The 14828-nt window shown below is 57.9% G+C and carries 15 protein-coding genes; 5 read left to right on the forward strand and 10 right to left on the reverse strand.

Annotation, left to right across the window (positions count from 1 at the left end):
* The first annotated feature begins 38 nt into the window (after window positions 1–38).
* On the forward strand, window positions 39–572 hold the full coding sequence (locus tag JI721_RS02760) for an RNA polymerase sigma factor (RefSeq protein WP_274456547.1): 534 nt from the start codon (window positions 39–41) through the stop codon (window positions 570–572).
* Window positions 560–1630 carry a DUF4179 domain-containing protein gene (locus JI721_RS02765; protein WP_274456548.1) on the forward strand — a complete coding sequence of 357 codons (1071 nt, stop codon included), beginning with the start codon at window positions 560–562 and terminating at the stop codon, window positions 1628–1630. Before JI721_RS02760 ends, JI721_RS02765 begins: the two co-directional genes overlap by 13 nt.
* Before the next feature lie 77 nt (window positions 1631–1707).
* On the opposite strand, the gene JI721_RS02770 is transcribed toward JI721_RS02765, so the two are convergent.
* From JI721_RS02770 to JI721_RS02780, 3 genes are all read right to left on the reverse strand, one after another.
* A complete protein-coding gene (locus tag JI721_RS02770) occupies window positions 1708–2280 on the reverse strand; it encodes a hypothetical protein (RefSeq protein ID WP_274456549.1) in 573 nt (190 codons plus the stop codon).
* 88 nt (window positions 2281–2368) lie between these two features.
* Window positions 2369–3697: a HAMP domain-containing sensor histidine kinase gene (locus tag JI721_RS02775; RefSeq protein ID WP_274456550.1), complete on the reverse strand. Its 1329-nt coding sequence runs from the start codon at window positions 3695–3697 to the stop codon at window positions 2369–2371.
* Window positions 3694–4386, reverse strand: coding sequence for a response regulator transcription factor (locus JI721_RS02780; protein ID WP_274456552.1), 693 nt, complete (start codon window positions 4384–4386; stop codon window positions 3694–3696). Before JI721_RS02780 ends, JI721_RS02775 begins: the two co-directional genes overlap by 4 nt.
* Before the next feature lie 261 nt (window positions 4387–4647).
* Between JI721_RS02780 and JI721_RS02785 the strand changes: the two genes are divergently transcribed.
* The 3 genes from JI721_RS02785 (at window position 4648) to JI721_RS02795 (ending at window position 6712) form a co-directional block, all read left to right on the forward strand.
* On the forward strand, window positions 4648–4914 hold the full coding sequence (locus tag JI721_RS02785) for an SHOCT domain-containing protein (protein WP_274456553.1): 267 nt from the start codon (window positions 4648–4650) through the stop codon (window positions 4912–4914).
* Between the two features lie 138 nt (window positions 4915–5052).
* Complete coding sequence (locus tag JI721_RS02790) at window positions 5053–5802, forward strand: hypothetical protein (RefSeq protein ID WP_274456554.1); 750 nt, start codon at window positions 5053–5055, stop codon at window positions 5800–5802.
* A gap of 196 nt (window positions 5803–5998) precedes the next feature.
* Window positions 5999–6712, forward strand: a complete 714-nt coding sequence (locus JI721_RS02795) for a hypothetical protein (RefSeq protein WP_274456555.1) — start codon at window positions 5999–6001, stop codon at window positions 6710–6712.
* On the opposite strand, the gene JI721_RS02800 is transcribed toward JI721_RS02795, so the two are convergent.
* From JI721_RS02800 to JI721_RS02830, 7 genes are all read right to left on the reverse strand, one after another.
* Entirely contained in the window at window positions 6709–7578 is an 870-nt protein-coding gene (locus tag JI721_RS02800) for an MBL fold metallo-hydrolase (RefSeq protein ID WP_274456557.1), read from the reverse strand. The genes JI721_RS02795 and JI721_RS02800 overlap by 4 nt on opposite strands.
* Window positions 7575–9335, reverse strand: coding sequence for a histidine ammonia-lyase (hutH, locus tag JI721_RS02805; protein WP_274456558.1), 1761 nt, complete (start codon window positions 9333–9335; stop codon window positions 7575–7577). The genes JI721_RS02800 and hutH overlap by 4 nt, the downstream gene beginning before the upstream one ends.
* 809 nt (window positions 9336–10144) lie before the next feature.
* A complete protein-coding gene (locus JI721_RS02810) occupies window positions 10145–11038 on the reverse strand; it encodes an ABC transporter permease (protein ID WP_274456559.1) in 894 nt (297 codons plus the stop codon).
* Window positions 11022–11903 (reverse strand): ABC transporter ATP-binding protein, encoded by an 882-nt coding sequence (locus JI721_RS02815; RefSeq protein WP_274456560.1) that lies wholly within the window; start codon window positions 11901–11903, stop codon window positions 11022–11024. Before JI721_RS02815 ends, JI721_RS02810 begins: the two co-directional genes overlap by 17 nt.
* 370 nt (window positions 11904–12273) lie before the next feature.
* A complete protein-coding gene (locus JI721_RS02820; RefSeq protein ID WP_274456561.1) occupies window positions 12274–12762 on the reverse strand; it encodes a hypothetical protein in 489 nt (162 codons plus the stop codon).
* Between the two features lie 56 nt (window positions 12763–12818).
* Window positions 12819–13127: a hypothetical protein gene (locus tag JI721_RS02825; protein WP_274456563.1), complete on the reverse strand. Its 309-nt coding sequence runs from the start codon at window positions 13125–13127 to the stop codon at window positions 12819–12821.
* 333 nt (window positions 13128–13460) lie between these two features.
* A complete protein-coding gene (locus JI721_RS02830; protein WP_274454799.1) occupies window positions 13461–14645 on the reverse strand; it encodes a transposase in 1185 nt (394 codons plus the stop codon).
* Window positions 14646–14828: the final 183 nt, after the last annotated feature.

The raw sequence follows: 14828 nt of genomic DNA on the forward strand, positions 1-14828 counted from the left end.
CGTCTTTGAGTCAAAGATCCTGAAGGGGACAGCAAGTGTTGGATGGAGCCGTCATTGAGCAGTGGTTCAGTGAGTACCAGACCTGCGTATACAACTACCTCGTGCATTACGTCGACCGGACTTCTGCCGATGATTTGCTGCAGGAGACATTCCTTCGTGCATGGAAGAGCCTGCACACCTTCCGCGGCGATGCCAGCCCCAAGACCTGGCTGTGCCGGATTGCGCGAAACGTGGCGATTGACTTCCTGCGCGTGCAGAATCGACGAAACGAATGGGTATCCCCAAGTGACGACAGCGCGTTCGACACTCCGTCGTCGGAGCCGTTGCCGGAAGAATACGCAGCACTGAACGAGCTCAAGTCATCCCTTGCCGCATGCATTGAACGCTTGCAGCCCAACTACCGAGAGGTGATTGTCCTTCACGGAATTCTGGAGATGTCCATCGCAGAAACAGCAGAAGTGACGGGGTGGTCCCAGGCCAAGGTCCGCATCACGTACCACCGCGCCATCAAAGCGTTGCAGCGAGCACTCACCGATGCCGAGAAGGGGGGATTCGAGCAATGGATAAGATGATCCGTCACAAGGACATTGAGAAGCTGTTGCCATCCCTTCAAGTCGACGTGCCGGTGGAATTGGATGAACGTGTCCGTCAAGAGCTGCGGACCATCGCCGCGCAGCCACGCGTTTCGCTGGCGGACACATCGCCAGAAGGCGTCCAAAGGGTACCAGAATCAGTCGCACCACACAGCCGCAAGCGAAAGTGGTCTGTGCGAACCTTGGCAATATCGGTAATGTCCCTGCTCGTCGTCGCCATTCCGTCAGCAGCAGCACTGGCGACCCCAAGCAGCCCAATCCGCCACGCCTTGCTCAATTGGTTGCAAGGCACGCCGGCGCAGCAATTTGTGACGCAGCTTGATGCGCCAAGCGTCAGCAGCGGCATCACCGTGACCCTTACCGACATTCTGTACGACCGGAACCAAATCCAGGTTGGATACACGGTCATGGGGAACAGCGGACCGACTGCCACCAGCCTGGACTTGAGCAGTGCCCATTTTTGGTTCAACGGGCAGCCGTTGACGGTGATCGGCAGCGGCGAAGAGAAACCGATGACATACGGCTCCGCTGGTGTGTTCACGCTCATCCCGCATCAAGCATTGCCAACGTCTGGAACGTTGAAAGTCGTGCTGACGAGGATTGGCGGCACGATTGGCAACTGGGCCTTTACGATTCCGGTCTCTGCCAGCAAAATGGATGCCAAAGAAGTGACGGTGTACCCGATGACGACCTGTCGCATTGCGGGTGAAACAGTTCTCATCCGCCGCATCACCATCAGTCCGGCCACCACCGAACTGGACTATGAAATTTCCGGCCCCCACAATCGTCTGTCTCCCATCTTTTTCAACATGGAAGATGACGCAGGCAAACCGTGGCCGAATGTCACGGGCGGCCCAGTCGGCACGGCCATCACCCATCAGGGCATCGACACCATGGAATTTCGCTCCATTTTTAAAACCGTCGACCTGACCCCCGCAGCGATTGCACTCGCTGCATGGCTGCCGAACCAGCCGCAAGGTTCTGCACCCGCACCAACCATCCATCTCAACCTGTCGGAGTCAACCGGCACCCCCTGACGCGCCTAACTGCCATGCGTGGGATGGATTTGCATCACGCGTGAAACACACCGAACCGTCGGGGTTCACTTTGGCGTTTAATAATAGTGCGTATAGCCGTTCCCGGACAGGGTTTCGTCGGACGTAGGATTGTAGATGCGGAGGACATACGTACCTGGTTGGACGTTGTTAAAGTACACGTAGCAGTCACTGCTCTTGTACAAACCTGTGATGGTCACCGGAGAGGAGTTCGAACCGCCGCTGATGTTGATCAACTGATAAGTCACTTCTGGATTGGATGCGCCGTACTGCACCGCGTTCAGCCAGACCTGCTCCGTCGCGCTCACGACATAGTGATCGGTCGTTTGAATGTAGCTCAGGGGCCCAAGATTTGCATATTGCCACAAGGGCGATGTGATGTACGTTGGAGACGGCAGGCCGTTTGGCGCCGCCTGTGCACTCGAATCAACCGTCCCCTGCTGCACACCGCGTTCTACGACCGCTTCAGATTCCACCTGATTCATGTCACTTACGGAAATTGTCTGCGCCGCCGTGAATCCTTGCACAACGGTTGATTCCCCAGTCTGCGTGTCGGCAAAGGCTGTGTTTACCGACAGCCCCACGGTCACAGCGACAGAGACAGCCGATACGATAACAGCCCGCTTTTTCATACGCAACATTCCCTTCCAATTTTTCGATGTAATTATACTAGATTTTACATCGCTTCAATTGAAACAGGCTGGGGCCCGTACGAAAGAATCAATCGAGTTCTTGACAGCGGTGCTCATCGAGAGGCAGCCAGCCCGAGAGGACAGCTCCCCCTCCCGGTACGTTGGCCGCTGTCAACGCGCCGCCGTGAAAGTCAAACACGCGACGCGCGATGGTCAACCCTAGGCCGGCACCGCCTGTGGCGGAACTTCTCGAGGCGTCGCCCCTGTACATGGGTTCAAAAATGTGCGCGATATCTGCCGGGGAGAAGCCCGGCCCCGTGTCGCGGATGGTCAGGACGGCCCTCCCTGATTCCTTCTTCAGACCGATGAAGATTTCACCCTGCAAGGGCGTGTATCTCAGTGCGTTGTCCAGTACATTCGTAACGGCCCGCTCCAGGAGATGCGGATCTCCGGTCACATCACACGTTTCTGTGACCGCGGACGTATTCAGCCGAATCCCTTTTTCCATCGCGCGGCTCTCGAGGCTTGAGACCGTCTGCCTGACGACCTCAGACAAATCGAGCTGTTCCTTTTGCAGCGTCTGTTCCATCGATTCAAGCCGAGTAAAGGCAAACAAGTCGGAGACGAGCCGTTCCAAATGCGCAGCCTTGTCTTTACATACGGCGACATAATGAGCGACTTTGTCTGGAGATGCCGCAATCCCTTGTTGAATCCCATCCAAATAGCCCCGCAGCGAAAATAAGGGCGTACGCAAGTCATGCGCGATGGCACCAATGAAGAACCGGCGTTCTTCTTCCAACTTTTCCTGCTTCGCAAAGGACTCGCGCAAGCCATGGACCATGATCCGAAATGCAGATCGCACCTGGCGGATTTCCAATGTGCTGGATTCCGCGAGTTCGAAATCAAAGTCTCCATCTGCAATTTGCAGCGCCGCGCGACTCATCGACTCCAGAGGCTTGATGACGTTTCGCCCCACCTGATAACTGACAAACGCAATCGCGAGCACCGCCGCCGCAACGGCCCCAATGACCGCTGCCGGGTCAGCCTTCCCGGCTGACGAAATCTGCACAGTTCCAACCCATTTTCCGTCTTCGAGCACCATCACCTCCTGGTTCGACATCCAGTGGTGAGCGCCGGGAGCTGCCGAGTCAAAAATGACATCATTCGATGGAGAACGAATCACGACCGTAAGCCCTTTACCTCGCAATGCCTGCTCCGCTTCCTGCTGCCAAGCGGGATTGGTCCAACGTTGTTCGTTTTGGGAGAGCATTCGTACAATCTGTGCCACGTTGGTCTGTGGATTCACCTTTGGTGACTGCCAAGGGTGAGTCTCAAACATGTGAATCACAAAATAGACGACCCAAGGGAACAAAACGATAGACAAGATGCCGATCACCATGTATTTTCGAATCCTCATCTCGGTGTCCCCTCGAATCGATAGCCTATCCCCCAAACATTCACGATGTACTCGGGGTGGTTCGCATCCCGCTCAATTTTTTCTCGAATTCGTCCAATATGAACCCGAATGGTATGCTTGTCCCCGACGCCTTCCCAGAACTGGTCCAGCAACTGGTCATACGTAAATACCTGGCGCGGATGCCGGGCAAACAAAGACAGCAGTTCGTACTCCTTTGGTGTCAACGACACCGATTGTCCCGCGACCATCACCTCACGCGAAGACGGCAACAGGACCAGTCTGCCGAAGTCCAGAATCAGTTGGCGAGGGGACTGCTTGATGCTGGTTCGGCGTAAAATGGCTTTGACCCTCGCCACCACTTCTCCAGGCGACGCCGATTTTACGATATAGTCATCTCCACCCAGACCTAGGCCGCGGATTTTGCTCACATCGTCATCTCGAGCACTCAGGAAGAGAATTGGGACATCACTCTCTGCGCGAATCTGTTTGCACAGTTCAAAGCCAGATTGCCCGGGCATCATGACGTCCACAATCATACAGTCCACCGGGACACGCGCGAAAAGTGCCAGCGCATCTTCCGCATTGTCTGCCGACACGACGCAGAACCCATCGTTCTCCAGAAAATCACGCATCAACTCGACGATGGATGGGTCATCATCCACCACACAAACAATCTGTGCAGCCCCCATAAAATCCCTCATTTTTCACGGTTCGTGTGTCATGGAGTCTCACTTTGGACATTCGTGTTTGCCCCAGCTCCTGCCCCAACCGGTTCATTCACGGCCAGTGTAGCATGTTCCAGGTCCTCGTTCGTATCGTCACGAAGATTGTGCCTGTTCTGTGACCCCCTGTTGATGGTTTTGTGATACCTCGTCTCTCCGTTTCGAGACACGGCCGAATTATGCTCAGTTCAGCCGCTTTTGGCGGCAGATTTTGAAGGAGGGGTTTTGATGGGCTGGGGGTCTCACCACGGCGTTTGGTTTTTCCCGTTTCTGTTTTTTCCGTTTGGCATGTTCATCGTGTGCGCGCTGTTCTTTGTTGTGATACGCGTGCTGTTCTTTGGACGGTTTCGGAAGAGCTTCCGTGCGAACTGCGGAATGCAGCAAGGCCGTTGGCATGACCATCACGATCCTGAAATCATCCTGAAACGCAGACTCGCGAGTGGGGACATCCAAGAGGAAGAGTATCAGCGACTGAGGGTTATCCTCAAGTCATGAGGCCATGGCATGCTCACGCACGGCCGACAGAACGAACAATCAACGCCGGACACGAATCCATACTGGACATCATGAACACGGGACTTCATCAACACGGGACTTCATCAACTCGAAAGTTCATTGACTGGAGGCGATCCGATGAACGTTCACCTCGTAAATCCTGACGACAAATATGGCCGTATCGCACTGCAAGCTCCAACCACCCGGGGCTATATTCACGTGGCCGCCCAAACGTGCGAGCCCAGCTTCCCGTTTCGCGCGAACACCGACACGGCGTTGCTGGAAGAGCTCAAAGAACTCGCAGCTCCCTTACAGGCACACAGCCAGGTGGAACGCGTCAGCGTATTTCGCGCCGTTGGGCTGCCCCCTATGGATCGACTCCCGTATGTCCGAGATCACGCCGACTCGATCCGAATCGCTCGCTATGACATCGCCCTGTTGATCGAGACCACGGACGCCTCCGCTCTGGCAGAAGTCCAAAGCACCCCTCTATACGAGGCAGTTGTGGCGTACTTGCAAACGAAATCCATGTCATTGCACGTCATGACGGCCGTCAATCAAAAGCGTTTCGGCGAAGTTGATGTCGTTCGCGGCGGCTTATTCCTGTTCAACTATTTCGTCGCAAAGAACAGGGAAACCTTACTGGAACTGTGGGAGTACCTCGCAGACTGGTACCGCGTGGAGATGAAGTTGGACAACTCCCTGCTCCTGGTGCCGACGCACCCAGAAACCTCCGACTATACGGCGTTGAATCACGCCCGGTTTGACGGAAACTTATCCGGTTTTCTGGCAAAGCAGCTGTCCAAGAAGAGTTTCCGAACCTATATGCTGGCGAACTTGGCGGCACATCACATCGGTGCGATGCCGATTTTATATCGCGTCGTCTAAGGGGATGCCCGATGGCGATTCGCAGTGCACTTTCTCCGGGTCACAGGATCATAAGCTTTACTCCGTTCTTGCCTTGACCCGCTGATCCAAAAGGCGTTCACGGTAACCACAAAAATCTCGGAGAATAAAAGGATTTTTATCAATATGTAGAAATTTCATATAGATGGTATCTAGCACAACCAGACAGGAGTATAGCATGAGTGAATGGGCTGTGTTGGTAAGAGACCACCCTAGGAATAAGAATCGGATGACAGGGATCCTCGACCGCCCTGCACATCACGTTCCGTACCAGCGATTGGACCAACCCGATTGTTCGTCGAAACTTCTGCCCTTGTCGGCTTTAGAGCAGTATGTGATTGCTTTATTCTGCTTGAGAGATCACGTGACTCAGCGTTTTGACAACATGAGTTTCGATCCAGCAATCACGATGACCATGGAACGGTTGAGAACATTCACTTCCAAGGGAAAGGCATGGTATCAAGGCGATCGTATCGCAGCGCTTGAAATTCGGGATGTTTGCGAGCGCGCAAAAGCAGCGTACTGGGGCCTAGTCGCACAGGGCGCCCAAAGTCGTATCGTGGCTCAAATGTTCGTCAGTCAACAACCCATCCCATCGAGAGTGCCGCTGGATGAGTACATCGTAGACAGAGACAACGTGACCTTGGAAGAACCCAGTCACGAGTTGATGGAGATATGTAATTTTTACGAAACCACGAGCGATCTTTCGCCAACACAGGTGTCATTTGGCTGTACCGTCTCTGGATGGTATCTGCACAACATGCATGAACCGGACTTAATTCTCCGTATGCTGAGCAAACGCTACGATATCGTTCGCCTGCTGGTGGATCCGCAATCAGGAGAAATCCGTTTCATAAGGGCTTCCAGGAGAAGGCCGTTCGATCGCGGCTAGAATGCGTTCGAATTCGCCTTGGATGCCGGCGAGCGTCCGAGCTCGTGTCGAACGAGCGCCAGGTTCTCCTGGTGGGGCGCTCGCAATCCACGGGCAAACGGGTACGCCTGCATGATCGCCTGGAGCTGGTTCGACGCTTCCGTGTCGGCCTCCCCGGAACGCACAAACGCCCGGAGTGTCTCGATATAGGTGAGCGATTGTTGTTGGCGCAGCCGCATCTCGTCCCGGTCTGCCGTGCACAGCCCATGGCCGGGGACCAACAAGTCTACGGGATGCGTCTCAAAAATCTGCGCCGCCTTGCGCATCGTGTCCTCGTACCGTTCACTGCTGTCAGAGAGAAACGGGATCTCGACATCAGACAGATAGTCGCCCGCCAGCAGGATGGCTCGGCCGCGCTGCGCCACCACGCTGAAGATGCCGCACGGCGTATGCCCGGGCGCCAGATAAAAGGTGAGGGTGGTGTCCCCGAGGGTCAATTGCTGCCCGTCGTGATGCACCACCACGTCAATCTCCGGATAGGCCAGCTCATACGGACGGCGAATGTAGTGTTCCGCGTCAAACTGGCGGATCCGCTCGAGCACGCCCTCCTTATCCGGGTGATTGGCCAGCCCTCCGCTGCCGATGGTGACGGCGTCCGGGAAAGCCCTGTAGGCGAGGATGTGGTCCCAGTCCGAGTGCGTGAACAGCAGGTACAGCGGACGTTCGCGGCGCACCTGGTCCACGTAGGACCGGATGTCCGCCACCTCGTGCGGCAGCCAGGTCGGATCCACCACCAGCACACAGGACGGCGTCTCAATCACCGTCGATGTCGTCTGATACAGCGCGCTTTGAAACACGGTCACCCCTTGGGTTTTGTACTCGATCACGGCGCAACCTCCCGAATTGCCTCAGCCAGCGCTTCAATGGCTTCGCTCACGGAGGCGTCGCCATCGAGCGGCGGCGCAATTTCGCGAATCCACGCAAGCGCCGCGCGGTTCTCTGGCGAGATTTCATCCTCCACACCCTGTAGATACAGCGCCTGCGAGGCACAGATGAGTTCAATCGCGATGACCCGGAACGCGTTCTGGACAATTTCGCGGGCCTGTCGAGCGGCGATGGTGCCCATACTGACGTGATCCTCCTGGTTCGCCGAAGACGGGATGGAATCCACGCTGGCCGGGTGCGCCAACACCTTGTTCTCCGAGACGAGGGCTGCCGCGACGTACTGCGTGATCATCAGCCCGGACTCAAGTCCCGGGTGCTTCGCCAAAAACGGCGACAAACCACTCAGCTGCGGGTTGACCAGCCGCTCGATGCGCCGTTCCGCAATGTTCGCCCACTCGGCAGCGGCGACTTTGAGAAGGTCCATCGCGATGGCGACGGGCTGGCCGTGGAACTGCCCGCCGGAGAGAATCCGGCCGTCGTCCAGCACAATCGGGTTGTCGGTGGCCGCATTCAGCTCCACGGAGACACGCTCATGCGCGTACTTCCACGCTTGCCACGACGCGCCGTGCACCTGCGGAATGCAGCGGATGGAGTACGGGTCCTGCACACGAATCTCGCCCTGAGCGGTGACCCGCTGGCTGCCGGACAAACGGCGCCGCAGGCGGGCCGCCACCTCCTCTTGTTCGGGGTGCGGGCGGGTTGCCAGCAGCGCCGGATCCAGCACGCTGACAATGCCCCGCAGCGCCTCCATCGTCAGGGCAGCAGAGACTTCCGCCCAAAGGCCGAGGCGCTTGGCTTCCACGACCGTGATGGACCCGACGGATGTCATCGCCTGCGTTCCGTTGATAAGCGCGAGGCCCTCTTTGGCGCCCAAGCGCACGGGCTGCAGTCCGGCCGCCTGAAGCGCGTCACAGCCGCGCATCACCTGTCCCGCGTACTCCGCCCGACCTTCGCCCATGAGTACGAGCGCCATGTGCGCCAGCGGGGCGAGGTCACCACTGGCGCCGAGCGACCCTTTGGACGGCACCACCGGGTGCACGCCGTGGTTGACCAGATCCACCAACAGCTGCAGGGTTTCCGGCCGGATCCCCGAGTAGCCCTTGGCGAGCGCATTGGCCCGCAGCACGAGCATCGCGCGCACCACTTCGCGCGGGAACGGATCGCCAGTGCCAACCGCGTGGGAACGAATCAGGTTGACCTGGAGTTGTTCGACATCCTCTGGCCCAATTTGGACGTCGCTCAGCTTGCCGAACCCGGTCGTCACCCCGTACACCACGTCGCCCGCTTCAACGTGCGACTCGACGCGGGCCCGGCTGGCGCGCACGCGATGCCACGCTTCATCTGAGATGACACACGCGGCCCGCACGCACGCCACCGCGTACAAGTCCTCGACGGTGAGTGAGCTGCCGTCGAGGACGACGGTTTTGTCGACCGCTTTTTGCAGTGGGTGTGGCAGCGGTTCTTTCACCGGCCCGGCTGGTTCAATTGGCCCGGCTGCATCGATTGGCCCGGCTGCTTCATTTGGCCAGGCTGCATCGATTGACCCGGCTGCCAGCGCTTCCGTGCGGCTGGCCGACGTCGCGCCGGTTGCTTCCGCCGGATCGGCCGTTGCTTCGGCACCTCTTACAGATGCGGTTGTATCCTCCACACCCGATGCAGGTGCGGCACTATTTTTCTTTGAGTTGATGACGAATGACATACCCACCACTCCTTCATGGTTACATTGCCCAATTCCTGCTGATCGCGTCCGACACCGTTGCACACGGATGTCTGAATGCACCCGTTTGATTGCACCGCGACTACACCGTGACTGCGACCGCGCTGCCACACTAGTGCTTTACCAAAACAAAGGGTGACCGGAAACCGGTCACCCAACGTTTGACGGATTGATTTGAAATTGTATGCTGTGTCGAGGCCGCCGATGGCGCGCAAAGCGACCGTGATGAAACCATGTCCTGTGACGCATGGTCAGCGTCACCTCCATAGAAACGTTTGCCATTGAATTGTATTCATTCTAACGAACCTGTGCGAATCATTCAATAGGCGCGCGGGTCGGCGGGCCCTCGGTGCGCGTCCGGCTCCGCCGTCGCCTAAGGAAGGAATCACGCCCTATGGCGGACGGGCTAGCCCCCACGGGCACTGATTAGGCAGGTTTGGTTCCTTATGGCCAGCCGAGTCAGCCCCTACGGCCACCGATTAGGTAGGTTTGGTGCCCTAAGCGGCGCGATCTCCCCCGGCTCCCGGCCGCCTAAGGAAGGAATCACGCCTTATGGCGGACGGGCCGGGCCACGCACGGCCACCGATTAGGCGGGTTTGGTGCCTTGTGGCCAGCCGAGGCGGCCCCCACGGCCACCGATTAGGCGGGTTTGGTTCCTTATGGCCAGCCGAGTCAGCCCCTACGGCCACCGATTCGGCAGGTTTGGTGCCCTAAGCGGCGCGATCTCCCCCGGCTCCCGGCCGCCTAAGGAAGGCAGCATGCCCTATGGCTGGCATACGGGCGGGCCCCACTCACCCGTTGCGCTTCAGCCGCCCCGTTCTCATCGCGTACCGCTCGGCGGTCATGAAAATCGCGAGTCCCACGGGAATCAGCAAGATGCCGATACCCGCCAGCTCCAACATCTGCTTCCACAAGAGGCCAAACCCGGCGTGGTGCAAGAGTGCCGCCCGCGTCATCTGCAGCGCGTAGGTGGCTGGCGACAGCCAGGCCATCCACTGTGCCCAGTGGGGCAGCACGGTGATGGGATAGTACACACCGGAAATCAGCAAAATGATGCCCTGAATGATATGGGTGGCCTGAACGCCGCGTTCCGTCGACAAGAGCGGCAGGACGGCCGCAATCAGCCCAAGCCCCATGAAGCTGAGGCTGGAGATGAGCAGCACGACAATCGCTGCTGGCAGGTTCGCGTTGTGCATCGGCAGATGAAAGAACAGTGCCACCACGATGAGCACGACAATCGTCCGCAGAACGCCGTACGACACACCCCAGAAACAAGTGCCCAGCAAGTGCGTCAACCGCCGAATCGGCGCCATGAAGGTGTACTCAATCGTCCCCTCCCAGCGCTCGTACCCAATCGAGTTGGCGACCTCGTCAAACAGGATTGACAGAAAGCCCCAGAGCAGCGCTCCGATGACCAGGTACAGCACTTCCGAACCCCGCGTCGCAGCCGGCACTTCGTAGCCAATCAGTCCAATGGTCATCGCATTGATAATGCTGTAGAAGATGTTCACAATTTCCCATGACAAATACCGGCGGGATAAATGAAAGTTTCGTACCAGAAACGCATAGACGATGTTCAGCTCCGACCGCACCGGGCGTCTTCGCCTGCGCGCGCTTACGTCGTCCGGCAGACGTCGATTCTTGTTCGACACCGAATGTGAATCGGACTCAATCTCCATCCCCATCTTCTTGCGCAACCTCCTCCCAGTCCTTCCCGACAAACGCGAAGAACACATCCTCAAAGGTGTGAGCGTCCGGCCCCGCCAACTGCTTCAATTCGTCCGGCGTTCCCAGGGCCACCAGGCGGCCGCCGTCCAAAATCGCGACGCGATCGCACAAACGTTCCGCTTCGGCCATGTCGTGCGTCGTGAGAATCATGGTCGTCGTCCGATCACGCTTGATTTCCTCCACAAAGTCCTGCACATCCCGCCGCGACTTCGGGTCGAGCCCGGTCGTCGGCTCATCGAGCAGCAACAGCTCCGGCCGCGTCATGAACGCACGGGCAATCGACACCTTCTGCTGCTGTCCGCGCGACATGCTTTCGAGCGGCGCACGCATCTTCTGCTCCGAGATGCCCAGCCGCAGCAGCACCTCGCTCGCCCGCTCGGTCGTCTCCTTCCCGCTCATCCCATACAATCTCCCGGCAAACGCCAGATTTTCCAGCGCGGAAAGCTTTTTAAAGAACGATGCTTCGACTGAAACGCGGTTGATGCGGCTGCGAATCTGGGCCTGGTGCTTCGTCACATCCAGCCCAAACACTTCGATGAGTCCATCATCGGGCAGCAAGAGCGTCGAGATGAGGCGAATCAAGGTGGACTTGCCGGATCCGTTCGCACCCAGCACCCCGAGCACTTCACCCCGCCGCGCAACGAAAGACACGTCATTGACGGCGTTGACCAGACGCTTGCGCCGCCCGCCGCTGGCCGACCGGTCCTGCCGACTCACCTTCTCCGCGAATCGCTTGTACACATGTTCACACTTGATCACGATCGGTGCGTTTTCCAACGCCGCAGGCGCCCCTTCCGTCACCGCCACTCCTTCTTGCTGCATGGTTTCCCCTCCCAACTGACCAAGCGCGTGCCGTGCGCCGATGGGGGCGCCACGGGGTGTGTCCGTGCGCCGCCGCATGGGTCGGCACGCAAAAAAAGCCATGGGCACACCATGGCTTGGAAGAACATATTCCAGCGCCACGGGGCCCGCCCCGCGACGCCAGCATTCGATGACCAAAGTGAATCAATCGAGTGCGCGTCGTCGCAGGATGCACCATACGGTGAGTGTCAGCTCAATGGGTTGATTCATACGCTGCATGCGCATGGCACATCCTCCTTTCGCGTGGATTGAAACAGCAGGTTTATCTTACCAGTCTGTCTGTCTGTGCGTCAACACCATTCGGCAGCCAAACCTGCGCCTCTCATCCGTCTCAGGCTTTAAAATGGCGCCAATCGAGTTTCGACTTCTGCAACATCTCTTCAAAGGATTCGTCGTCCGGTTCGACCGGATCGAACAACTCGGCGAACGACAGGTCCTGGTCGGCCTGTTGTTCGGAGCCGCGGTCCGCCGCCTGCGCGGCATGCCCATGCTGGCGGTTTGTGCGCAAACCGCCGCGCTCGCCGGCAGTACCAGCCGTGCCGGACGGGTCGCGCGTCCCCGGTTTGGCCTTCGCTGCGCCCGCTCCTTGCGCTTGCGCCGCTTGCATCGCCTGCTTCAACTGCGTCAGTTGGGCCAGCGCGCCCGCACCCAGGCGGTCTTTCAACGTGGCTGCAGGTTCCGCCTCCGGCTTCTTGTCGGACGACGTTTTTTGCTTCGCGGGTTTGTCATCGCGAAACAAGTCGGCCGCATAGTCCGGCTTGTCCGCGCCGCTGAAATCCTGCGGCTGACCAAACCCTCTGCCCTTTCGCTTCTTCCCCAACCCGTTCGCCTCCAACCACACCTCGTATCCCAAGTCCAGCGGTCAACGAAGCCGTCTCACTTCGCCTCGTTCTGCAAAAATGACGCAACGTAGGCCTTTTCTTCGTCCACCAGCTCCGGATGCGCTTGCAAATGACGGCGCAGAATCCGCTCCTCCCACGCCTCCGTGCCGGGCGCCTCCGCGATGTCGGTCGTATCCAGCGGCGCGATGGTCCGGTCGTACAAAATCTCCCATTCCTCCGCGCCTTCTCCGCGCGTCCTGCGGGACACCTGCATGTGAATGCCAGCATCCTCACCAGCCGTCCCGTCGACGTACATGAACATTTCGAAATCTTCCCATTGGTGTGTCCAGTCCAGCGGATCCATGAAACGACTCCTTTATCCAACGTATTGCACAGCCGCAGGGCGGCAGAATAGAATCATCCAACCAATGCAAGGGGATGATTGCGTCATCACCGCCTTCAGTGTAGCGAGACGGCGCCGGGCCGTGTCAACTCACGTAAAAATCTTACCGAAGAGAAATGGCTAACTCATTTAAAAATCTAACCCAATCCTTACCCCTTTGCAGGAGGAGTGGGAGGGGTGAATGGCCGGAGGCCAGAGGGGAGGAGCGAAGCGGCTTCCCCTGTGTGGTGCCTGTGGAGGTTGTGGGTAACTCGAAGAGTTATCCATCAAATCCACAGGCAGTTCTCTCCGTCTTCAGTGGGCCCCCTGAGTTCCGTTTGGTCGGCTTTCTTTGTCTTCACCCCACGGAGCTGGTGCGGGCAGGGGCGATGGGGTGACGTTGTCTCCCTCTGGACCTTGCGCCAAGAGCGTAACCAGCTGCCTATGTAGCTGAAGCGGGTTGAGGGACTCGGCCCATTGAGCCCAGTGTTGCTTACTGTCTTCCGGGACGACATTAGCCTCCATAGCCCGCTTCAAAGGCGTCTGGGCAATGTCGTACTTCTTCCGTACGTGACTGCCTTCACGTTTCTTTTCGACGACCTTACGCATTGGCAAGCACGCGTTAGCGTACACGTCGAGCCACGCGTAGACGGTGTTTAGCCACGCAACATGCTCAGGCGTGTCGTACCGGTCGTACCCGACGATTTCGCGTACCAGGAATCGATTCTTTTGCTCCACGTGAGCATTATCGTTCTTCTTGTAAGGCCGGCTTCTGGTAAACGCCAAGCTATTGGCTTTCGTAAAGCGAATCAGGTGGCCATTGATAAATTCACTACCATTGTCACTGTGGATGCCCCACACCGGGTACGGCCATTCAGCCAGTATACGTTCCAATGCAGCCTTTACCCCGGCATGGCCCCGGCCTAGCACAGCAAGACGTCGGCTGTATCCTGTCACTACATCGACGACCGAGAGTGTGTAGGCGAAGTGGCCCAGAGACGAGCCACCGTTATGCTCGACCAGGTCGATTTCCAGTGCACCAGGCCTGCCTTCGTCCCACTCATAGCGCTCCACCGGGATTTCTGAACGCAGATGCGCGGATGGTCGTTTATCAGCAGGAATGTGTTTCGCGCCGGGACGCGCCCATTTGGCGATTCGACGGGCTAGCGTGGCGCGGCTAATCTGCTTCAGGTCGCGCATAATCTCCGGTGTGAGCTTGAGCTCATCGTGGTTGGCCAACTGCACGGCAGTGTTCACCAGAACAGGGTGCAGACGTTCAGCGCAAGGATAGTCGAGCGCTTCCCAAACCACCTGAACCACGGGCATAGCCTCAAGATATTGAAGAGGGCGAGTGCGCTTTGCGGGCGGCCTGTCGTGTTCGGGTTTGGGTTTCATAGCGGCAATTGCATACTTGCGGACATAACCCAGGGTCTGCTCCAGTTCGTCTAGAATCTGCGATTTCTCTTGCCTGGTGCTAGCCCTGAGGTAGCGAACGCGCATTGTACTCAGATACTCTCGCCGACTTTGCATTGACATCCGCATAACGATCCCTTCGGTAAGGTTTCTGTGTGAGTGAGCCAATACCCTTTCGGTAAGATTTTAGCTGAGTGATCGCGCGGGCGTGCAACTGCCGATGCAATTTGGTACAATGAATGGTGTTTCGGACTACATACGGGAATACTT

Source organism: Alicyclobacillus cycloheptanicus, from assembly GCF_028751525.1.
GTDB lineage: Bacteria > Bacillota > Bacilli > Alicyclobacillales > Alicyclobacillaceae > Alicyclobacillus_L > Alicyclobacillus_L cycloheptanicus.